The organism is Polyangiaceae bacterium, assembly GCA_020633235.1.
In the GTDB taxonomy this organism is placed as follows: domain Bacteria; phylum Myxococcota_A; class Polyangia; order Polyangiales; family Polyangiaceae; genus JACKEA01.
The window spans coordinates 1492793-1514805 of sequence record JACKEA010000001.1; the positions used below are offsets into that span (position 1 = coordinate 1492793).

At 68.5% G+C, this 22013-nt stretch carries 17 protein-coding genes and 1 tRNA gene; 7 read left to right on the top strand and 11 right to left on the bottom strand.

Going from position 1 to position 22013, the window contains the following annotated elements; all coding sequences use genetic code 11:
- The first annotated feature begins 24 nt into the window (after nt 1-24).
- Nucleotides 25-1185 (top strand): hypothetical protein, encoded by a 1161-nt coding sequence (locus H6717_06640; protein ID MCB9576689.1) that lies wholly within the window; start codon nt 25-27, stop codon nt 1183-1185.
- Here the strand turns inward: H6717_06640 and H6717_06645 are convergent.
- The 4 genes from H6717_06645 to H6717_06660 are packed head-to-tail and all read right to left on the bottom strand — an operon-like array spanning nt 1182 to nt 9173.
- On the bottom strand, nt 1182-2636 hold the full coding sequence (locus H6717_06645; GenBank protein MCB9576690.1) for a cellulase family glycosylhydrolase: 1455 nt from the start codon (nt 2634-2636) through the stop codon (nt 1182-1184). The two genes, H6717_06640 and H6717_06645, sit on opposite strands and share 4 nt — an antisense overlap.
- The gene (locus tag H6717_06650; GenBank protein MCB9576691.1) at nt 2636-4702 is read right to left on the bottom strand and encodes a VWA domain-containing protein; all 2067 of its coding nucleotides are present in this window, start codon (nt 4700-4702) and stop codon (nt 2636-2638) included. Before H6717_06650 ends, H6717_06645 begins: the two co-directional genes overlap by 1 nt.
- Nucleotides 4702-8391, bottom strand: coding sequence for a S8 family serine peptidase (locus tag H6717_06655; protein ID MCB9576692.1), 3690 nt, complete (start codon nt 8389-8391; stop codon nt 4702-4704). The genes H6717_06650 and H6717_06655 overlap by 1 nt, the downstream gene beginning before the upstream one ends.
- Before the next feature lie 50 nt (nt 8392-8441).
- Nucleotides 8442-9173, bottom strand: coding sequence for an endonuclease/exonuclease/phosphatase family protein (locus H6717_06660; protein ID MCB9576693.1), 732 nt, complete (start codon nt 9171-9173; stop codon nt 8442-8444).
- Nucleotides 9174-9228: 55 nt separating this feature from the next.
- Here H6717_06660 and H6717_06665 point away from each other — a divergent pair, with 55 nt between their 5' ends.
- Nucleotides 9229-10452, top strand: coding sequence for a serine/threonine protein kinase (locus H6717_06665; GenBank protein ID MCB9576694.1), 1224 nt, complete (start codon nt 9229-9231; stop codon nt 10450-10452).
- Nucleotides 10453-10494: 42 nt separating this feature from the next.
- Here the strand turns inward: H6717_06665 and H6717_06670 are convergent, their stop codons facing one another.
- A complete protein-coding gene (locus tag H6717_06670; protein ID MCB9576695.1) occupies nt 10495-11778 on the bottom strand; it encodes a hypothetical protein in 1284 nt (427 codons plus the stop codon).
- 13 nt (nt 11779-11791) lie between these two features.
- The gene (locus tag H6717_06675; protein MCB9576696.1) at nt 11792-12412 is read right to left on the bottom strand and encodes a CAP domain-containing protein; all 621 of its coding nucleotides are present in this window, start codon (nt 12410-12412) and stop codon (nt 11792-11794) included.
- A gap of 346 nt (nt 12413-12758) precedes the next feature.
- Between H6717_06675 and frr the strand changes: the two genes are divergently transcribed.
- On the top strand, nt 12759-13316 hold the full coding sequence (frr, locus tag H6717_06680) for a ribosome recycling factor (protein ID MCB9576697.1): 558 nt from the start codon (nt 12759-12761) through the stop codon (nt 13314-13316).
- A gap of 96 nt (nt 13317-13412) precedes the next feature.
- Entirely contained in the window at nt 13413-14327 is a 915-nt protein-coding gene (locus tag H6717_06685) for a Stp1/IreP family PP2C-type Ser/Thr phosphatase (GenBank protein MCB9576698.1), read from the top strand.
- A gap of 4 nt (nt 14328-14331) precedes the next feature.
- On the opposite strand, the gene H6717_06690 is transcribed toward H6717_06685, so the two are convergent.
- From H6717_06690 to H6717_06700, 3 genes are all read right to left on the bottom strand, one after another.
- Nucleotides 14332-14907, bottom strand: a complete 576-nt coding sequence (locus H6717_06690; GenBank protein ID MCB9576699.1) for a hypothetical protein — start codon at nt 14905-14907, stop codon at nt 14332-14334.
- Between the two features lie 60 nt (nt 14908-14967).
- On the bottom strand, nt 14968-16131 hold the full coding sequence (locus H6717_06695; protein ID MCB9576700.1) for a cystathionine gamma-synthase: 1164 nt from the start codon (nt 16129-16131) through the stop codon (nt 14968-14970).
- Nucleotides 16132-16181: 50 nt separating this feature from the next.
- A tRNA-His gene (locus H6717_06700) sits at nt 16182-16253 on the bottom strand.
- 118 nt (nt 16254-16371) lie between these two features.
- On the opposite strand from H6717_06700, the gene H6717_06705 reads away from it, so the two are divergent.
- Entirely contained in the window at nt 16372-17280 is a 909-nt protein-coding gene (locus H6717_06705) for an autotransporter domain-containing protein (protein ID MCB9576701.1), read from the top strand.
- Here the strand turns inward: H6717_06705 and H6717_06710 are convergent, their stop codons facing one another.
- Nucleotides 17281-18315 (bottom strand): histone deacetylase, encoded by a 1035-nt coding sequence (locus H6717_06710; protein MCB9576702.1) that lies wholly within the window; start codon nt 18313-18315, stop codon nt 17281-17283.
- 116 nt (nt 18316-18431) lie between these two features.
- On the opposite strand from H6717_06710, the gene H6717_06715 reads away from it, so the two are divergent.
- Both H6717_06715 and H6717_06720 read left to right on the top strand, forming a co-directional pair.
- A complete protein-coding gene (locus H6717_06715; GenBank protein MCB9576703.1) occupies nt 18432-19880 on the top strand; it encodes a hypothetical protein in 1449 nt (482 codons plus the stop codon).
- Nucleotides 19881-20194: 314 nt separating this feature from the next.
- Nucleotides 20195-20947 carry a HEAT repeat domain-containing protein gene (locus H6717_06720; GenBank protein ID MCB9576704.1) on the top strand — a complete coding sequence of 251 codons (753 nt, stop codon included), beginning with the start codon at nt 20195-20197 and terminating at the stop codon, nt 20945-20947.
- Between the two features lie 179 nt (nt 20948-21126).
- Here H6717_06720 and H6717_06725 read toward each other — a convergent pair whose 3' ends face one another.
- Nucleotides 21127-21960, bottom strand: coding sequence for a hypothetical protein (locus H6717_06725; GenBank protein ID MCB9576705.1), 834 nt, complete (start codon nt 21958-21960; stop codon nt 21127-21129).
- Nucleotides 21961-22013 lie beyond the last annotated feature (53 nt).

Below are 22013 nucleotides of genomic sequence, written 5' to 3' on the forward strand. Positions count from 1 at the left end.
CCGGCCTTGTGGCAGGCTAGCGCCGTGGGTCCCGAGATTTTCATGTTCATTGCCGGGTTCGGCGGAGTGCTCGCCCTGCTGGCATACGTAGCTCGCAAGAGCGCCGACGCGCCCATGCTGCCGCCGCCTCCCCCCATCAAGGCCGAGAGCATCACGATTCCCGGCTCCGGCGATGCCAAGCTCGACGCCTTGGCGCGGGAGTTGGATCTGACGCGCGACGTGGACGCCGTGCGGCGTGCCGGCCCGCCGAAGGTCGTGGTGGAAGCGAAGCCCCACGGGGCAGCGGAGCCGGCGCAGTTGGTGCTGAACGCGGAGATCGAGATCGCGCCGCCCCTGGGGCTGCGGCTCAAGGTCGCGCCGCGGGGCATCGGCGCCTATTTGGGGCTGTCCCCCACGAACACCGTGGTGAGCGAGGCTTTCGACGCGCTGCTCGACGCCAGCGCGCTGCATCTGGATCAGGCGCGGGACTTGTTCGCCGGTGAGCTCGGCGACTGGGCGGAGCAGCTGGCGCGGGATGGCGTGAATCCACGCATCGACGACGACAGCCTACGTCTCTCGATCCCGGGCCGCGTGAGCGAATCGCGGGTCGTCGCGGCCGTGGAGCTCGCGGTTCGGCTGGCCAAGGCGCTGCCCAAGGCGCGGGCCAAGCTGCCGCGCCCGGAGATTGAGCGTGAGGTGCTCGAAGCATTGCGCCCGTTGGCGCTCGCGCTGGAAGGACGCCTCGACGAGCAGCGCTTGTCGATTCGATCCCAGCAGGAGCTGGCGACGATCGAAGTGGACGCACAGTTCTCCGAGGAAGACGGCTGGCGCACGCAGTTCTCCGCCTTCTTCGAGCGGCCGCTCTTGTGCGAGGTGCAGGTGACGGATCGCACCGCGCACTCGCGTTGGGAGCTTTGGCGATCGCCGGACATCGAGCTCGGGGACGCGCCGTTCGACCAGGCCTTCGTCATCCGTGGAGAGCCCGAGGACGAGGTGAAAAGCGCCCTTTCCGCGGCGGTCCGACAAGCCCTGCAGAAGCTGTCGGAGCTGACGGATGCAGTGAGCATGGATCGCTCCTCGCTGTCCGCCGTGGTGGAAGATCTGGTTCCGGACGCCGCGCGGGGGGAAGCGATCGTGCAGGCCCTGCTCGAGGTCGTGGCGCCGCTCACAGCTCGCAGCGGCGGCGACCAGGGCGCGTATCGTTAGAGCGGCGTGACGCGCACCACCAGCTGGTGCTCGGCGGAGCTGCCCTTGCCGCAGCCCACTTCGAACACGCCGCTGCCGGCGTCGGTGAAGCTCACGCTGGCGCCGTCGCACTCGGCGCTGATGGGCGTTCCCAAGACGGGCGCAACGGCGATGCGATGGGGCGCGCTCACCCGCGGGTTGCCGCTGAAGCTCAGGGTCATCACGCCGCTGCTCGCGTCGTAAGAAAAGCTCTTGGGCCAGCCAGCGACGGCGGCCGGACGCACGCGGGCGAGCGCGCGCTTCACGCTTTCGCGCTGGTGGAAGCTGCCGTCGTAGTCGAAGCAGCCCCAGTGCCCTTGGCTCTGTTCCTTCCACACCCAGAAGAAGGACGACGCGCGGTATTCCTCTTCCAGCTCGCTCTGCCAGCGGAAGTAGTTTTCGGCTTGGATGCCGTTCGGATCGTAACCCCACTCGGTGATCACCAACGGCGCGCTCCAGCTGTCCGCCTCGGTGCGGGCGTTCTCGTTGGAGCGGCGCAGGGTCTCCTTGGTCATCGCTTGCTTGTCGGCGTCGGAGCCGACGAAAGCGAGGGTGTACACGTGGGGTGAGTAGCCCGTCATGGGCCCGAGCGGCGCTTCCGCCAGGGAAGAAGCGTCGGTGAAGTTCCGGGTGACGGGCGGCTCGAAGAGATACAGCTTCCCGGGTGCAGCGACGCGCATGCGTGGGTACGCTTCCGAGTTCAAGCGCGCGACGCCGTCGTCCGTGGCCTGCGGCTCGTTGAAGATCTCGAAGCCGATCACCGTGGGATCGTCCGCGTAACGCGCGGCGACCTGCTCGGTCATGCTCGCGAAGCGCTGGCGGAGCTCGCTGCCCTTCGCGCCGTCACCGAAGAAGGTCTCGAAGGCGTCCAACACCTGCTTGCTCAGCCGGCGATCTTCCAGATCCGTCAGGGGCCCCTCGAGGAGCTGGGTCGGCGGCGGCGAGATGGCCCACAGCGGCGCTCCATCCTCGCCGATCTCCTTGCTGTAGGCGTCCTGATGAAAATCGATGAGCACCTGGAGGCCGGCGCTGGCCGCCGCAGCCACCGCGCCATCGACCTTGGCCAGGTAGCTCTCGCTCAGGCCGCCGTCCGCCGTGGGCTCGATGCCGCTCCAGCTCACCGGCAGGCGCAGCGCATCGAAGCCGAAATCCCGCATGGCCGTGGCGTCGGCGGCGTCGAAGGCCGGGATCTGTTCCAGAGGCGTGCGGCCGTCGTCGAAGGTCACGTCGAACACACCCTCCACCCGCGCGTTGACGCCGCGCAGGTACACCACGCGCCCCGCCGTATCGACGAGCTCGCCGCAGTGGACCCCCAGCGGATTGCCCTGGGCAGCGGCCGCGGCGCAGGGTGCGTTGTCGCTCGGCAGCGGCTCCGGCGCGTCGTCGCTGCCGCAGCCGGTAGTCGCCAGAAGGAGGAGAGCGAGGGCGCGCATCAAGTTCTAGTGAGCCACACTTCGTAGCGATCGCCCAGACGGTAGCGCTGCTCCCAGCTGCCGCGGAACGGCTTCGTGCGCTCCGCTTCCGGCACCGCGCCCACCTCGATCACCGGTGTGCCCTCGGGTCGAACCTCGAAGCCCGATCCCGAAGCCACGAAGCTCACCAGGGGCTTCGCCTTCTTGCCCAGCGGAAACCGAAAGCGCGCGCTCCGGTAGGCGCCGCGCTTCTGGTAGCGCTTGATGAGGGAGTCGCTCTCGAAGGGCTCGCCGAGCTCCTGGTAGTGGATGCGGGCCTTGGGCGGGAACTTCGCCGCCACGGCGCGCCCGACGAGCCAGATCAGCAGCAACAAGAGCCCGAGGCCGATGGCGATCTCCGTGCGGTATTCCCGCAGCCAGCGCGACAAGGTCCAGGCCCGCAGGGTGCCGTCCACGGGCGCGGTGAACTCGCTCTCGGTGCTCGAAAGCTCGCGCTCCGCAAGGCTCAGGCTGAGCACTCCGCCGTAGCGGCGATCCGTGCTGCGGAGCTCGCGGTCGTTGGCGAATCGGAACGAGAGCTCGGCCTCGCGTCGGTCCGGCCCGAGGCTCACGCGTTGGGGCTCGACCACCAGATCCTTCGCGGCCTCCGGCGGCAGCGTGACGTCGAAGTCGAGCGGCACCGGTAGCGTGGTGGGAGCCGTCAGCCGTACCTTGACGCGCGCGATGGTGCCCGGCTCCGCCATGGTGTCGAAGCGCAGCGGATCGATCGCAAGCGCGATGGGGATCTGATGGATGACGCGCAGCGAGAGCTTCTCGGGCTCCACTTGCAGGAAGCCCTCGGCGTGATCGGCGCTCAGCGTCACCTCGTAGGGCGCGTCCCGCGGGGCCAGCTTGCCGAAGTCGAAGGCGACGGTGTCCTTGCCCCGCGCCGGAATGTTTTTTTGCGGCCGGCCGCTCACGCTCACGTGGAAGGTGACCTTGTCGAGGTAGCTCGGGTCGCGCGCCACGGGCTTGCCCTTGCCACTTCGCAGGGCGGCCTCGCCGCGCAGGGGCGCGGTCTCCGCCAGTACCTTGGGCAGCTTCTCCAGCCTGAGCGACGTACCCACGTCCGCGATGGCCCACACCGAAAGCGGCCCCGAGCCGCTGGTGCGCCGCACGGTGAGGGCGCCGGGCTTGGGCGCCGAAAGGGATGCGATGGCGTAGCCCCGGGGTTTTCGTCCGCGTTCCACCCGCACGATGGGATGGCTCGGCTCTGCCACGCCACCGCGTTCGAGGCGAATGCTGGCCTTGGGGTCGTCGAGCCGCGCCACCACGTGGAGCTGTTCTGCGTCCGCGGGGATCTCCACGCGCACGCTGTCCGACGCCGGCGGCTTGAGCACCGCGGCCCCCACCAGCGCCGCGAACACGTCCGTGAAGAACTCCGGGACCCGGTCCGCGCTGCTCGCGAGCAAGAAGCGCCCACCGGTGCGCTGCGCGACGCTCTCGAGCAGCGCGCGGGAGCGCTTGGCACCGGCCACGGCCTTGCCCAGGCCGATCACGAACACCTTTGCGTGGCCGCGACTCAGCTGATCCGCGGCGCCAAGCACGCCTTTCTCCAGCCGAGCACGATCCGCCTCCGGCAGCCGAGGATTCTCGAATCGCGTCTGCGCGCTGCAGTGGCCGGTGTCGTCCGCGGGATCGTACTCGCCGTCGGTCAAGAATACGACGAGCCTCCGCTCTCCCTTAGGAGCTGGGCTCTTGAATGTTTGTGCGGCGCGGGCAAGACCCTTCGCGTAGTCGGTACACTTCTGGTCCGGCACGACCCCGTCGAGTGCCGCCTCCAGGGCGTCGTGGGCGTCCCCCTTGGCGCTCATCACGGTCTTCGCTTCGCTTCCGAAGCTCACCACGGTCACCTGGTCCCGGGCATCGGCCAGATCCACGAGCAGGCGCGCCGCCAGGCGGGCGAGCTGATCCGGATCGTTCTGCTTCATGCTCAGGGAGGTGTCGAGCACCACCACCACGCGGAGCCGCGCGGGGCTCTCCGCGCGCGCCGTGGCGCTGCACAAGAGCAGCGCTGCCCACAGAAACGCGACGAAACGCTTGGGCATCAGCGCCGCCGGCGGCGGGCCAAGGCCGCGCCGAGGCCCAGGAGCGAGAGCATCAGCGCGCCGCGCGGCGAGCCCTTCTCTCCGACGCGGCAACCGCTGCAGCCGCCCTTGGCAGACAGCGTGGGACGCGAGCTCGAGCCTGCCGTGATGGTCACGCTGGCGGTCGTCTTGTTGTCCGAAAGCGAAGTCTCGCAGCCGATGCCGGACGTGATCTTGGCGTCCACGTGGGCGTTGAAGTCTTCGACGGTTTCGTTCGCCGTCACCGTGAGCGCCACGTTGGCTGCAGCACCCGGCGCCAGGCTTCCGATGTCGCAGCTGAGGCCGCCTTCGGTGGTGCAGCTGCCTTGGGTGGGCTCGGCGCTCACGATGTGAACGCCGCTCAGCGTTGCCGTGAGCTTCACGCTGGCCGCTTCCACCGTGCCTTGGTTCGTGGTGGTGAGGTCCACGATGAACCCGCTACCCGCGTCCACGCTCTCCGGGCTCGCCGAGGTCAGGGCCAAGTTGCCGGTATCGCCGTTGGCCAGGGCCACGATCTCCATTCGCTTGCCGGCCACGTTGTTGTGGTGGAGCAGCAACAGCTTGGGCAGCTCGCCGTTCGTTGCCGCGTCCCCCGCGACGTCCACCAGCACCGGCTCCGAGCCGCTGTAGATGGGCCGCGCGTTCAGGCCGTGGGCGGCGGTGTCCAGCGCCGGATGCGCGGCATCGAAGCTGATCCAATCCGTCTGGTCTCCGCTCACCAGCTGTTCGGTCGTTTGCGTCGCGGCGAGGTAGGAGAACTGCGTGTGCTCTGCCGAGAGACCAATGTCCTTCAAGAACGCCGACAGCACGATGACCGAGTTGTGGAACGGCGCCGTGTCCAGCGTGTCGGCGCTGACCATGTTCAAGAAGCGCTTGGACGCGGTGGGCTGTCCGGTCTTGGCGTCGTACGTGGTGGCGGCCAACACGTCGCCGTAGGGGCCGTCCTTGGTCAGCGCTTCACCGCGAATCAAGTAGTCCTCGGCGCCGTCTTGATCCGAGTCGATCAGGATGTTGACGGTGCTGTAGGGGCCACGCACCGGCGTGGTCCAGTCGCCGGCGACGGCCACGCCGAAGAAGGCCGAGGCGTCGTCGAAGGTGTCGGCTTCGGCCAGGTCCGTCGCGACGCCCACGGCGCGGAGATCCGCCGCCGCCCGCGCCGGATTGCTCTGGCTCGCCGGATCCTCCGGGCTCTCCGCGCCCAGCTGGAAGGCGGTGACCACGGGGTTCGGGTGAGCGGAGGAGCCGCTGATCGTCACGCTCACGGGGCCATCGCTTTCGCCAGTCGCACACTCCGGCAGGGGATCGGCGTGGCGATCCGCCGCTGCGCGCACGATGCCGTAGTACGGCACCACCAGATCCTGCGCGCCGGCACTGGAAGTGTCCGTCAAGGTGACGCGCCCGTTCGCCTCGACCAGGAAGTGTCGCGGCTGACCATACTGCTCGGCGTCCGTCGCGGAGTCGGGGCCCGGCTCTCCGAGCTTCGTCGGATCGAAGTCCAGCGTGGTCGTGATGGTGGCGCTCTGCCCAGCGGCCACGGTGACTTTCGTCGGGGACACGCTGACGACCACGCCGCCCAGCTCGCGCGCCGGCGCGACGCCCACGTCGTAGCTGACGTCCGCGCTGCCGTGATTCTCGATGATGGACGTCTTGGCTTCGCTGGTCGGCTCGCTGGCGATCTCGGTCTTGAAGCTCATGCCCACCACGCCGCCGTCCGGATCTGCCATCGCGGTCACGGTGCGATCCACGGCGCGCTCAACGGCCAGACGGCCCGAGCCGGACATGCCCACGGGATACGGCGCGCCGCTCGGATCCAGCAGCGGATCGACGCTGCCCACCAGGGCCGCCTTGATACGCGTCGGTTCCCAGGTCGGTTGCGCTTGGCGCATCAGGGCGGCTGCGCCGGCCACGAAGGGGGACGCCATGCTGGTGCCCTGGGAGCGGCGCGCCTTGGTGCCGGAGCCGACGCGCGCGGAGTCGATGGAAAATCCGGGCGCGGCGATCTCGGGCTTCAGGGAGTCGTCCGCCGCGCTGGGCCCGCGCGAGGAGAAGCCGGCCATCAGCTCCGTCCCAATGCCCGAGAACTTCACGGCGGGGTCCAGCGTCGCGTTCACGCCACTCGCGAGGCCGCCCTTGATCGTCGCGCCGTCCTTCTTCGTGATCATCACGCCCGGGATCGCCACGCTGCCCGGATCCCCCCCGCTCATGGCAAAGGGGATGGGATCGTCTTGGTTGTCGACGATGACGACGGCGACGGCGCCCGCGGCTTCGGCGCTCTGGAACTTCTTCACGAAGGTGCAGGCGCCGCGGTCGATCAGCGCGATCTTGCCTGCGAGCTCCGACCCGTTCGAGATCCCGCCGCAGCCGTTCGCGGGCTGGGCCATGACCAGGGGGCCGCTCACGGCGCCGGTGTCCAACAGGTGCGTGGTGAAGCCGCCTTCCACGGCGGCGTACTGGCCCGCCACGGACGCGGGGCTCGTGATCGTCAACGCGACGATCTCGTTGTCCGCGCTGGCCGCGACGGTGAGCACCTCCGGAATCGAGCCGGGGCTGCTGACGGAATAGAACGTGGAGCCTTCGTTGCCGGCCGCGGCGACCAGCATGCTGCCGGCCTTGGTCAGATTGGTGATGAGCTCCTCGGAGACCCCGGCACCGAGCGCGTAGGACGTGCCCAGGGACGCGTTCAGCACGTCGAGGCGATCGCTCATGTTGCCGTCCTGGTTGGGATCCACCGCTCGCTCCAGGGCGGACGCGAGGGCGTTGGTTCCGCCCGAGCACCCGAAGATCTTGAGCGCGTACAGCTTGGCTCGAGGTGCCACGCCGGGAGCGACGAGGAAGGCCGCGGGATCGAAGGTCTGTTCGTAGGGGCCGTCGTAGCTCTGGCCGTTCTTGAGCACGCCGGTGCCGGCGGCGATGCCGGACACGTGGGTGCCGTGGCCGCCCGAGACGTTGATGCTCTCGGGCTTCAGGCAGTCCAGTGGATCCGGGTCGGGCTCCGGTGTGGCGTTGCCCGCGGTGGCGTCGTAGTCGTCCCCGACGAAGTCCCACCCCCCGACGACCTTCGCGGTGGGGAACGTCCCGGGCTCGATGATCTTGGAGTCGTTCCCCGCGTACACCCCGGGATCCCCGGGACCACCGAAGTCGGCATGGGTGTAGTCGATGCCGGAGTCGATGATGCCGATGGTGATGCCGTCGCCCTGGAGCGGAGTGCTCTTGGCCCACACCTCGGGCGCGCCAACCACGGGTATGGCCGATGCCAGGGACGGTTCGAGCAATGGAACTCGTTCCGTGCGTCGCACTCCGGGAATGTGCTCGATGCGAGCCACGGCAGTCTCGGGGGCGAGCACCTGGATCACGTTGGCGAGGCGCGTGAGCTCCGCCGTGACCGTCGCGCCGAGCGCTTCGAGCTCGGGGCGCAGGGCGGCGTGCTGGCTCTCGAGCTCCGCGATCCGCTGACGTAGCGCGGGTGCCCTCGCCGGGTCGTCCGCGCGCGCGCCCGCGGGCAGGCTCTCGATGGCGCTGGGTCCCTCCAGCACCACGTACAGCGGGATCTGCTCGCTTGTGTTCGTGAGGGACGCGGCGTTGGAGCGCTCGGCGTCGGAAGGTTTCGATGGGGCTGCGCACCCGGCGAGAGCCAAGGTCGCGACGAAGATCGGGCTCACGGATCGATTCATGGCGCGGTGCTTGGGCATACCATCGCCTGAGGCTCGGGTGTACGCGCGGCTCAGTAGGCGAACAGCTCGAGCTCCGCGCCGAGGGGCAGGTGGTCGGACGCCTGGCGCGCGACGGTGCCGCGCGCCGGTCCCGCGTGACGCACCCGGACGTCGCCCCGCACGAAGAGCCCGTCCAACGGACGCACGGGCAGCCACGCCGGAAATGTTCGGGCTAGCGGTCCCGCGCGCGAGAACCCCGCGGGGTTCAGGAAGCTCGGCCCCAAGGTGCCCCACAGGTCGTTCAGGTCACCGCCCAGCACCACCGGCGTGCGTCCGTGCAGACCTCGGAACGGGTGACTCGACAAGAACCGCTCGAGCTGTCGCCCGCGCTCCGAGCCCGCGAGACCCAAGTGTAGATTGTGGAGCACGACGGTGCGCGAGTGGTTGCCGAAGCGCACGCGCGCCTTGGCCTGCAGCGCGCCCCGCTTCTTGCGCGTGCCAACGGTGAGATCCAGATGGTGGATGTCGTACAGCGGCCAGCGACTGAGTATCGCGTTGCCATAGCCTCCCACGCTGAAGCGATGCTCCGCGCCATAGGCGACGTGGGGCATACCGAGCTCGCTGGCGAGCAGATCCGCCTGGTCGTGGAAGCGCGAGCGCGGCATGTCCGCTGCCACTTCCTGCAGCAACGCGATGTCCGGCGCGAGCTTCGATAGCACCTCGATGGTGCGCTCGAGGCGGTAGCGCCGGTCCACACCCCCGATTCCTTTGTGGATGTTCCAGGTGACGACGGAAAAACGCATTTGTGGCCGGTTGTGGCGCCTGGGCGGTGGCGTCTTGTAAGCTCCATCGTAACCCATGTCCGAGTCGCCCCCGCCCAATCTCGAGGGACTCCTGGTCGCGGATCGCTACCGCGTGGAGCGACTCATCGGTCAGGGCGGCATGGGGAGCGTGTGGGCGGGGCGACACGTCACGCTCGGTCAGCTCGTCGCCATCAAGTTCATCCACGAGAAGCTCGCCGGAAGTCGCGAAGCGCTGCGCCGCTTCGACCTCGAGGCCAAGGCCGCGGCGCGGCTGAAGAGTCGCCACGCGGTGGCGGTGTTCGATCACGGCGTCACGCCCTCCGGGCAGCCGTACATCGTGATGGAGCACCTGGAGGGCGAAACTCTGGAACAGAGCGTGCGGCGTCGCGGACCGCTGGAGCTCGCCGAGGTAGCCGAGGTCGTGACGCAGGCGTCGCGCGCGCTGGCGGCAGCCCACGAGGCGGGCATCGTCCACCGCGATCTCAAGCCGGACAACATCTTCTTGGCGAAGGATCCCGAAGCGGTGCAGCGCGGCTACACCGTGAAGCTCGTGGACTTCGGCATCGCCAAGATCGTTCACGACGAAGCCGCGGGGGGTGCCGCGGCAACCCAGGCGGGCTCCGTGCTGGGCACGCCGCACTACATGAGCCCGGAGGCGCTCACGGCGTCGGCGCCGGTCAGCGCCGCGTCGGACATCTGGTCACTGGGCGCCTGCGCCTTCGCCGCGCTCACCGGGCAAACGCCGTTTCAGGGGGACGCCATCGGCGAGGTCGTGCTCAAGGTGTGCGCCGCGCCGATGCCCGTGCCCAGCAAGGTGAATCCGCGATTGCCGCGCACTTTCGACGCCTGGTTCGCCAAGGCGTGCACCCGAAACCCCGCCAGTCGCTTCGCCTCCGTCACGGAGATGGCGGAGGCCCTCTCCAATCTGGATCGCTGGGCCGGCGTGGAGAAGGACAAGACCGCGTACGAGCTCCGCGCCGCGACGCCCAGCAGCCTGGAGCTCGACTTGCCGGAGCCGAGCTCGGGGCGCGGCCGCACTCTCGCCGTGGTGCTCGTGTTCGCGGCCGTCGCCATCGGCGGCATCGGCTTCTATGCGATGCAGGTCGCGGATCGCGCCAACCAGGCCGTGCAGCAGACGGCGGCGAGCGCCGCGGCAGTGGTGGAGACGGAAAACGACAAGAAGCTCCGCGAAGCCGAGCAAGCGTTCTGGAACGACGTGAACGACGGCGGCGCCGAGGGCGGCGCGGACGCCGGCAAGCACCGCAAGAAGCCGCGCTGAGGCTGGCGCGACGGGTATCGCGCCGGACCAACAATCAAACGATCAGGGGGCGACGCGGGCGATGGCCACGGCTTGTTGCTGATTGGAGACCACCGGCGTGGTGGGGCCCCAAGCCGAGCCGCTGAGAGAGCCGACCAGAACGCCGCCGCCCGAGATCAGGGCCACGTGCGCGGAGAAGCTGCCGATGCCGAGGGCCAGAGATGGCGACGCGGTGGTGGTCGTCGTGGGGTAGGGGGATTCCGGCGCGCTCCAGCTGCTGCCGGACAGACGGCTCGAGTGCAGCTTGTCGTCGGAGCCGCGGTAGGCGAGCAGCACGTCGCCGCCGGGGAGCGCGAGCAGCGCGACGGGTGAGGTGCTGCTCGCGCCACTGGCGACGGCCGCGGGGGCGGACCACGCGGTCTGGTTGCCCTGCGTCCACATCAACGCACCGCCCATCTGGGCGTAGACCACGACCCAGCTGTTGCTGCCGTCGCGCGCCACGATGGCGGGGGTGACGCCGCCGAGCACGTGGGTGGACAGGCCGTGGCCGTACGCGGCTTGGAAGCCGCCGCTGGTCCAGGACTGGGAGTACAGATCGCCATCGGAGCCTTCGAAGACCAGGCAGCGTTCGCTCGCGCGCGCGGCGAGCGCCGGCGCGGCGGGACCGAAGCTCGGATTGGCGCCCACGGTGACGGGCGCGAAGGTCGTCCAGGAGCTGGTCGCGTACGTGGTGCTGTAGAACTTGAAGTCCGTGCCGATGAACGCGAGGTACGCGCTCGTGGCGCTGGCCAGCGCGGGTGTGCCGAGGGTCCAGCCCGCGGTACCCACCGGCGCGGCGGAGCTCCAGGTGCCCGCGCTCCAGCTGACGTAGGTGAGCTCGTCTTGAGCGTTGGCCCGCAGCACGCCGAGGGCGCCAAAGCTGCCGCTCACCAGCGCGGGCGCGCTCGACGTCGCCAAGCTGAGGGGGCTCGTGGACCAGCTCGAGCCATCCCACGCGCCCAGCGTCACGCTCGTGGTGTTTCGGCTGATGAGCAACAGCGTTCCGGGTGGGCTCGCGTCCGGTGTGACGTCGACGACGACGTCGGCGAGGGCATCGACCGGTGCGTCGATGGGAGCATCGACAGGAGCGTCTTCCGAGGCGTCGGCGCCGGCGTCCTCGCTCCCTGCGGCGCCGCCGCTGCCGGCGCCTCCCCCCGTGCCGGCGCTGCCGCCCGTGGCGCCGCTGCCTTCCGCGGTCGCATCCACGTAGCCGCCGGGCACCTTGCGAACGGGGTCGTCCTCGCTCGTGGCGCAACGCGCGCTCGCGAGCAGCAAGATCAATGCAGTGCCGCTCCGCCGAAGCATCATGGGGTTTAGCACCTCAGCGATAGAAGTCCTGGGTGATCCAGACGGCGCCGCTCGAGGTGACGTAGAAGCCGCAGGCCACCGTGCGATAGGAGGGCTCCATCATGTTGGTGTAATGGCCGTGCGCAGAGCCCGAGCCGGGACCCTCCTTGAACATCATGTCGAGGCAGGAGTCGACGACGGATTCCGGCGTGCCGCTCCAGCCCGGGCACTCGTTCTGCGCCGCCTCCGAGCACTGGCCGAAGGCGCCGTGTGCGGTTTGGGCCAGGGCGTCCTTCTGGGCTTGGCCGTCCACGCAGGCGAGCTTGCCCGCATTGCTGGACAGCGGCGCGACTCCCGCGCTCCCACGATAGGCGTTGATGCGATCGAGGCAGCGGGCGCGAGCGGCGGCGAAGGGGTCGGAGGGTGCCGGCGGCGTGGTGGCAGTGGGCGCGGGGGTTGGAGGCGTGGTGGCGGTGGGGGCCGGCGTCGAGGGCGGGGCACCGCTCGGCATGCACGCCATGCCCACGGGGGTCGACAGGCAGGCCGCCCCGGACTTGCAGTCAGCGCCGCTCTGGCAGCCGCCGCAGCGGCCGTTGATGCAGCGACCGAAGGGGCACTGCAGGTCCGTGTCGTAGGCGCAGGGCAGGCCGGCCACGGGCGTCGGGCCGCTGGCGGGGGGACTCGTCGGAGCAGGCGTGGGCGCGGGGGCCGGTGCGGTGGGGGCCGGCGCGGGCGCCGTAGGGGCCGGCCCGGCCGTCGGTCCGGGCGCCGGAGGCATCGGGTAGGCCGTAGGCACGGGGGTCGCTGGAGGAGGGGATTCCTCCTGCTTGCAGGCGCCAAAAAGCAGGACGCAGAACGACAAGGCGAGCGAAATCCGGATCGGTCGCATCAGACCGCCGGTTATCCCTCCGAGGCGCCCCCCTGTCGAGGGCTGGGAAAGGGAAAATACCGGGCTCGCCGTTCGTTTCCGCGGGTGTTATATCGGCCCGACGGAGGACACGATGATCGAGGACGTGCTGAGCGAGCTCCAAGACGCCACGCAGAAGGCCCGAGAGGCACTGAAGCGGGAGTTGGGGAAGCTGCGCACGGGCCGGGCCCATGCGGGCATGCTCGATTCGGTGCGAGTGGACTACTACGGTCAGAGCACCCCAATCTCCCAAATGGCGACCGTCGCGGTGCCGGAGCCCCGCATGCTGACGGTCAAACCCTGGGACAAGTCCCAGCTCCAGGTCGTGGAAAAGGCGATCCGGGAGAGCGATCTCGGGCTCAACCCCCAGGCGGACGGCGAGATGCTCCGAGTCCCGATCCCGGCGCTCAGCGAGGAGCGGCGGAAGGACCTGGTCAAAGTCGCCAAGAAGCACGGCGAGGAATGCAAGGTCGCCATCCGCAAGGCACGCCACGACGCGCTCGACATGCTGAGCACCATGAAGGAGGAGGGGGACGCCAGTGAAGACGACGTGGAGCGTGCCAAGAAGAAGGCCGAGGAAATCGTCCACGAAGCGGGGACCGACATCGACCACATCATCCAGTCCAAAGAGAAGGAGATCCTCGCCGTTTGAGTGCCGCCTTGACAGGGGGCCGGCCGGAGGCGAGCATTTCTGCCTGTTTCACAGGCACTGCCGAGCTGCATGGATGGTGAATTGATGGCGTCTCGATTGCGCGCAGTGGCAGCCGGCATAAGTGACGTCGGCCTGCAACGCGATCACAACGAAGACAGCTTCGCCATCCTGAACGACCAGGAGCTGTACGTCGTCGCCGATGGCATGGGTGGGCACCGGGCGGGCGACGTGGCCAGCCGCCTGGCGACGGACGCGATGGTGGAGTTCTTCCGGGCGACCGCGGCGGACGACGTGACCTGGCCCTTCCATTTCGATGCGCGGCTGTCGGAGGAGGAGAACCGACTCCTCACCGGCATTCGCATCGCCAACCGTCAGATCATCGAGCGCAGTCTGCGTTCGCGAGAATGTCACGGAATGGGGACCACCATCGTCGGCGCCCTGTTCAGCCCATCGAAGAAGAAGATGTTCATTGGGCACGTGGGTGACAGCCGCGCGTACCGGGTGCGCAAGGGCAAGATCGCACAGCTGACTCGGGACCACTCACTGGTCAACGACTACCTCTTGGCCATGCCGGAGCTCACGGAAGAGCAGCGCAGCGAGCTGCCGAAGAACGTGATCACCCGCGCCCTCGGTATGCAGGACCACGTGACCGTAGACCTGCAGAGCGACGAAGCCGAGGAGGGAGACCTCTACGTGCTCTGCTCAGACGGCTTGAGCGGCATGATCGGCGACGAAGAGATCCTCGAGATCTCCCGCGCCACGGACGATTTGCACGAAGCCTGTCGCCTGCTCGTGGCACTGGCCAACGAGCACGGCGGGGAAGACAACATCACGGCCGTCGTGGTCCGCATCGAGGAAGGGCCGTCCGTCACCACGCTGGCTTCCACGGAGCTCCCGGACGCCAAGACGGAGCCGGCGGAGGTGTTTGCGGAGGCCTCCACCGAACCGGGCACAAAGAAAGAAGCGGAGGACGACGCGCCGCCGCCCTCCGCTCCGAGCCCGGAAGAGTAGTCCGCTACTCGTCGCAGTTCTCGAACACGAACCAGCCTGCTTCTGCCTCGCAGAACAGCGGGCCGTCGGGTTGGCTGATGTCCACGAAGGCGGGGCACTTGAACGCGGCCCAGATGCGCCCGCTCGCCACCTGCAGGGGTTCCGTCACGGTGACCTCGCAGGGCGTGTCGCTGGGGTTGCCCAGGGTGGCCAAGCTCGTGGGGTCGTAGGTGGTGACCTTGGCGGTGCCCGCGCCGCTGGTCACCTCGCCGTTCACGTAGAAGGTGACCTTGTTGTGCTGCGCGGTTCCATTGAACTTGTATCCGCTGCCGCTCTTGGCCACGCGGCAGGACACGCTGGCGCCGCCTTCGCCATCCACCACGCGCTTGCCGGGGCTGGAGCCGCTGGGCGGCGGATTGCCGATCTGGGCGGAGTGGCCTTGGATGCTGCACTTCCGACCGGCGGGCGTCACGCCGGCGGGCGCTGCATTGATCTCGACGTAGGCACCACCCTGGGAGGGCGGCGGCACCGGGTCACTGCAGCTCACGGTCGAAATCGCCGCCACCGCCGCCGCGCCCATCAATAAGCTCTTGAGTGCCATCTGTTGGTCCCTCTCGATGAAAGATCGCAGCAATTATTTAGCGCAGTCCGGGGTAGTCGATCAAATCCGCGCCTTGGCCAGGGCCTGGTCGAGGTCCTGCCACAGGTCCTCCACGTCCTCGAGGCCGACACTGAGGCGGACGAAACCGTCGGAGATCCCCAGGGCCTCCCGGGCCTCCGGGGGAATGGAGGCGTGCGTCATGATGGCCGGGTGCTCGGCGAGGGACTCCACGCCGCCGAGGCTCTCCGCCAGGGCGAACACCCGAAGGGCGCTCAAGAACGCTCGGCTCTCCGAGAGGCCCCCCTCCAGGTCGAGGCTGATCATGCCGCCGGGCCCCCGCATCTGACGGGCGGCGAGAGCGTGGTCGGGGTGGGACTCGAGCCCTGGGTAGTGGACCGTCTTCACTCGAGGATGCTCGCTCAGGCGACGGGCCAAGTCGCTCGCGCTCTTGACGTGTTGGCGCATACGCACGGGAAGCGTCTTGATGCCGCGCAGGACGAGGTAGCAGTCCATCGGGCTCGGCACTGCGCCGATGGCGTTCTGCAGGAACTGGATTCGCTCCGCCAGCTCGGCGTCGGCGGTCACCAGCGCGCCGCCCACCACGTCGGAGTGGCCGTTGATGTACTTGGTGGTGGAGTGCATCACCACCGTGGCGCCCAGCGACAGCGGAGACTGCAACACGGGGGACGCGAAGGTGTTGTCGACCACCAGCGGCACGCGGTGTTGCTCGGCGATGTCGGCAATCGCGCGGATGTCGAACACCTTGAGCAGCGGATTGGTCGGCGTCTCCATCCAGATCAGCCGGGTGCGCTCGTCCATCGCCGCCTTCACGCGCTCGGGGTCGCGCATGTCCACGAACGTCGGCTCCACGCCCATCGGCTTCAGCACCTTGTCGAACAGGCGGAAGGTGCCGCCATACACGTCGTCCCCGCTGATCAGTCGATCCCCGGGGCGCAGCGTGTTGAGCAGCGTGAGCGTGGCCGCGCTCCCGCTCGCGAAGGCGAAGCCGTGGCTGCCCCCTTCGAGAGCCGCCAGGCAGCGCTCGAGGGCCTCGCGCGTCGGATTGCCGCTGCGGGAGTATTCGTAGCGCAGCGGCTTGCCGGGCTCCGGTTGGGCAAACGTGCTCGACAGCACGATGGGCTGCATCACCGCGGCGTGGACCGGATCCGGCTCCTGCCCAGCGTGAATGGCGAGGGTGTCGATGGACTTGGATTCGACGCTCATTCTGTCGCGTCTATAACGCGATCAGCTGCGGGCTGCCGCGAGAGTTTCGGGGTGAGTGACGGGAATTGAACCCGCGACACCTGGAGCCACAATCCAGTGCTCTACCACTGAGCTACACCCACCGAACGTCCGGTGACGCTCTCCGGCGGACCGAAGAGGGAGCATTTACTAAATCACTGCGGGCTGTCCTGCAATGGATTCGGCATAGGCAGGCGGGCTTTCGGCCGGTACGATCCAACGGTGACGAAGCGTTGGCCGTTGGGTGTGCTGGTCTTTTCGTGGGGGGTCGCGGCGGGGGCCCAGCCAGCGCCAGCGCCTGAGCCCGAGGCGCCCCCTGCAGCGCCCCCGGAGGCTTCCGCGCCGGCAGAACCCAATCCTGCCCCACAAACCCCAGCCCCGACGCCACAACCGGCTCCCGCTCCCCCTGCCTACGGCCCGCCGCCCGCCTACGGCCCGCCACCCGCCTACGGCCCGCCGCCCGCCTACGGCCCGCCCCAGCCCGGCTACGGCTACCCGCCGCCCGCGTACGGTCAGCCCGGGTACTACTACCCTCCTCAGTCGCCTCCGCCGCCGCCGCCGCCCGACGACACCGTCCATCGCCACGATGGCTTCTACCTCGGGTTCGGTCTCGGCTTCGGCTACTTCAAGAACACCGTCGACCAGGGATCGGGGCCGGAGCTCAAGATCGACAAGGGCGCCGTCGGTATCGAGCTATTGATGGGCGGCACGCCCGCGCCCGGGTTGGTGATCGGCGGCGGTTTGATGGGTGTGGGCGTGACGGATCCCAACGTGGAAGCCGATGGCCAAGCCGTCAAAGGCAACACGCTGAAGAGCATGAGCCTGGCGACCTTTGGTCCCTTCGTCGACTTCTACCCCGACGAAACCGGCGGCTTTCACTTGCAGGCCTTCATCGGCTACTCGCAGATCTCCTTCGAAGACGACCAGGGACAGTCATCGAGCTCGGACGAGCCGGAGGGCTACACCCTTGCCGGTGCCGCGGGCTACGACTTCTGGGTTGGCGAGCAGTGGAGCATCGGCGTGCTAGGGCGCTTGATGTACTCGTCGTTGGTGCTGAGCCACGGGGACAACCCGGACGACACGCACCACGTGCTGTCGCCCATGTTGGGCGTCCGCGCGCTGCTGCACTGATCAAAGCTTCCAGTACGTGGACTGTACGGCCATCACCCGGGCGAGATCTGCCTCGTGCTGAGCGGACAGGTCGCGCTTCGCGGGGGCGGCGTGGGCCAGGCTGTCGTCCAGCGCGCACACGGTGGCCGCCAGCGAAGCGCCCAGGGCGCTGAGATCGTAGCCACCCTCGAGGACCAGGCCGAGGCGACCTTCCGCGCCGCGAGGCAGGGCGTGGGCGAGGGAAGCCGCCATGTGCTCGTAGCCCTGTTCCGTGAGCGCCATGCTGGCGAGAGGATCGCGCTCGTGGGCGTCGAAGCCGGCGCTCACCAGCACCAGATCGGGATCGAACTGTGCGGCGACGGGCAGCACGACCCGATCGAAGGCGGCCGCGTAGACGGCGTCATCCGCTCCGGCAGACAGCGGGACGTTCACGGTGAAGCCGCGTCCTTCGCCCTCTCCAACTTCGTCGGCGGTGCCGGTGCCGGGATAGAACGGAAACTGGTGCAAGGATACGAACAGCACGTTCGGGTCCGCGTAGAACATCTCCTGCGTTCCGTTGCCGTGGTGCACGTCCCAGTCGACGATCAGCACTCGCTCGGCGCCACGGGCGCGCGCATGGGCCGCTGCAACCGCCACGTTGTTGAGCAGGCAGAACCCCATGGCGCGGTCGGGTCGTGCGTGGTGACCCGGGGGGCGGAGCAGAGCCAGGCCGAAGCCCGCCTGCTCGTCGAGCAGTGCTTCGACCATCTGCGCCGCTGCGCCCGCGGCCCGCCGCGCCGCCGCCACGGATTGGGGCCCGAAGTAGGTGTCGGGATCCAAGTAGCCATGCTTGCCGGCCGCTTGGCCGAGGCTCACGAGGTAGCGCTCGTCGTGGACCCGCCCCAGCTCGTCGTCCGAGGCGTCTCGGGCTGAGAGCCGCAGCCGAGGCAGTCCGTGGGGCTCGGACTTCAATAAGCCCGCGCGGGCGGCATCCAGCCGCTCAGGGCACTCCGGATGGGGCCCATCCGGCCGGTGCTCGGAGAAGAGCGGATCATCGAAGAGGGCCAGGGCGTGCATGGGCTTTTCGCGGGGACGGGTCGAATGATACCCTCGCGCCGCGTCCCGTGGGGGCCATAGACGGTATCCGAATTTCCGGTGCCGCCGGCAGCGAGTGATTCGAAGGGGTCCAGAAAATGCGGTGGAAGATCATCGTCTTCAATGCCCTCATCGTGATGGTGGTGGGGGTCTTGACCTACGTGCTCCTGGCGACCTCGCTGAACGATGTCGTGAGCAACCCCTCGGAGCGCAAGACGGAGGTGGCCCAGGCCTTGCGCGCCGCCTCGGCCCAGCTGGCGCTGGACGCCCTGCGTCTCGAACGCTGGATGGACGAGCGGACCAACACGGACGCCGTCCGCGGGGTCTATTCGCCGGGAACCCCCGAGGCCCGCAGTGAAGCCGCTACGGTTCAAGCGAACAAGATCCGGGATGCCGCGGTCGCCGAACCCTCTTTCGCGAAGATGGCGCCGGCCCTGGTGCTCTTCGTCGACAAGCAGGGTGTGGCCCTGGGGCGCAATGGCTCCGCGCTCATGCGGGGCGACAAGATCGCCGAAGCGTACCCGTCTCTAGCCAAGGCGCTGGAAACCGGGAACACCATGAGTGACGTGTGGCTCAACCGCACGCGTCAAGAGCAGCTGCTCGCGAGCTACGCGCCGGTCCGCGGCGAAGGCGGCGAGATCATCGGCGCGCTGGTGGTGGGCACCCCCCTCAACGACGACCGCTTGTCCCGCACCAGCGAGCTCACCAGCGGCCATTTCCTGGCGCTCAGTGTCGTCTCCGGCCAGAGCGTGGAGCTGGTCGCCAGCAGCGGAGAGGCAGGCCCCGGTGTGGTGGAAGCCGCGGGTTCCGACATGTTGAAGTCTGCGGCGCAGGTGGCCCTGTCCACCGCCAACGTCGCTGCGGCGGATTCGGTCCAAGCCGGCAACGTGTTCGGTGTCGGGCCCCTCGTCGGCTACGGTGACGACAAGCGCGCCGTGCTCACCGCCGCGGTTCCCGCCTCCCTCGTGGGGAGCTTGGGCTCGCTGCTGTGGCCGGTGTTCGGCGTCACGGCTCTCGGCGTGATGCTGGTCATCGTCACCGGCGTGCTCCTCGGCAACTACTTCTCGCGTCCGGTTTCGGAGTTGGAAGACGGCCTGCTCGCCATCATCAATGGCCGCACGGATCTGCGTTTCCAGATCGAGCACCCGGATCTCGGTGGCCTCGTGTTCCGCATCAACTCGCTGCTCAATCAGCTGATGGGCGTACCGGAGGACACGACGGACGACGAAGGCCGCCCCAGCATTCCCGCAGGCGCTGCGGCTTTCGAGGACATCGCGGTGTCCTCGCCCGCTGCGTCGCCGCCGCCCGAGCAGGCCAGCGCCCTCGCCAACGAGCCGGCGGAGAGCTACTACCAGCGGCTGTTCAACGAGTACATCGCCGCCAAGCGCCAGATTGGCGACCCGGTGGATCACATCACCGAGACCGCCTTCGTCGCGCACATCCGTCAGAACGAGCAGCAGGCCCTGCAGCGTACAGGATCCGCCGTGCGCTACCGCGTGGAGCTCCAGAACGGCGCCATCACGCTGGTGGCCGTCCCGCTCCCCTGAAGCTCCCATCAGCACCATTTTCATGAGGATGTCGGTGCGGCGCGAGCCCACCCGGACGTCCCTCGCTCGCCTGCGCGGCCCTTTCAAGCCATCTCGAGCGCCCGTGAGCCTGGGCGCAGCAAGCACTGACGCGGAGCGTACTCACAGCTGAAACGCCGCCTTCGTCCCGGACCCGCGGGCGTTCCTACTGCCGACATGCCGCAGTAGTGGTATGAGCCGTCCCGGTGCGGCCATTGCCGCCGCCCCGGACGTTGGTGATAAGCTCCGCGCGCGCGGCGCGGGGCCGCAGAAAACACGAGGCGAGACGCGGGAAGATGGGTCTGTTCGACTTTTTCTCCAAGGGCAAGGCCAGCAAGGGCGAAGGCGGCGGCAAGAAGGTGAGCGAGCGAGAAATCGCCCGCATGGCCAAGCTGGTCTCCACCAAGATGAGTCAGAACTACGACCGGCAAGAGGCCATCGAGGAGCTCGGCCGGATCGGCACCGCGGACAGCTCGCGTGCGCTGTTGAAGCGGTTCGACTGGACCATGGAGCCCTCCATCACGGACCAGGAAGAGAAGGAGGCCGCGTCCCGGGGCATCCGCTCCGCGGGCTCGGACGCCATCGGTCCCATCCGCGAGTACTGCAAGAAGGCAGAGAGCCTCACCTGGCCTTTGAAGACCCTACGGGACTTGGTGCCCGACCAGGGCTACGTGGAAGAGCTACTGGGCGTCCTGGATCTGTTCGACACCGAGTACGTGCGGAACGCCGAGCCCAAGGTTCAGCTCATCAACCTCCTGGAGGAGTACCCCTCGGAGGACGTACGCATCGCGGTCGAGCCGTTCATGACGGACGCCAGTGAGCCTGTGCGCTTCGCTGCGGTCACCACCGTGTTCGCGATGAACGACGAAACCAGCGTGCCGGCGTTGGTCAGCGCGCTGGCGGAGGAGGAGTCTCTGCGGGTGCGAAATCGCATCGCTCAGGGTCTCCTGGATCGCGACTGGGAAGTGCCCGAGAATCTGCGCGAGGCCTGCACCGAGGCGCTGCCCGATGGCTACGCGCTCAGCGGCGGCAAGGTGCGGCGCGGCTGAGTCTGCGCTGGGGGAGGGGCCACACACGGCCCGTGGCGAGGGTTACGGGCCGTGCCGCGTTTGTCCTGGGCGAGCGAGACGCGAGGTTCCGCGGCGGACCAACAAACCTGCGGCGACAACAAAACACGACGGCCCGGTGGCGAAGACGCCCCGGGCCGTTCGAGGTTCCCTTCGGAAGACTATTCGCTGACGCGGTAGTCCCGCGGGAAGTAGAAGTTGTAGCTGATGGTGAGCAGCTGGTTGAAGTGGAACTGACGGTCGTCCGCACTGATCTTGTCGTCCGGGAACTCGCCGTCCTTACCGCCACCCTTGGTGTCGATGCCGCCGGTGTTCCAGGCGAAGGGCAGGCCGCGCCACTCGAACCCGATCGCGTTCCACTTGTTCACGTAGAAGGTGAACCCGAGACCGAAGGTGGGCGCTATCGCGACGCGACTCCCTCGGTCGAACGACTGATCCGTGGTGCAGCCCGAGTTCGGATCTCCCGCCTTGACCTCGCAGTCCTTGCGCTCGCTGACGCCAATGAATGCCGGGCCCGCGAAGAAGTACAGATCCGTGTCGACGTAGATGCTCTGGAACAGAGCGAGCTTGCCGCGGAACGGAACGCCGGTGAGCTGCGGCGCGACGATCCAGTCCATGCTGCCCAGCTGCTTGGTGAAGTCCGGGCCCATGTTGACTGCGGTGAGCCGTCCGTCCGTCGTCGTCCGATAGTTCGGATTCCTACGCCGATTCTCGTTCACCCCTTGGATCTTGTCGGACAGGCTGGTGGGGATCTTGACGGCGCCGTACGCGCCGTACGCGCCGATCGCGAGCCAATCCGTGATGTTGTAGTTCAGCCTCGCGCCGAACAGGATCTCGCGCTGATACTCGTCGAGCAGAGTGAAGCTCGCGAGGGGCGCAATCTCGATGCGCTTCTCGCGGTAGAGGCGCAGCTTTCGCACTGCTGGCGCGCCCGCGAGGGGGCCCGTCAGCAAGATCTCCTGCGCCTCCGCGTTCTTTTCCGTCGCGGCAAGCAGCGCCAAGCCGGCGGCGAACGTGCAGAGCAGCCGCCGGGTGGTTGCCGTTCTCT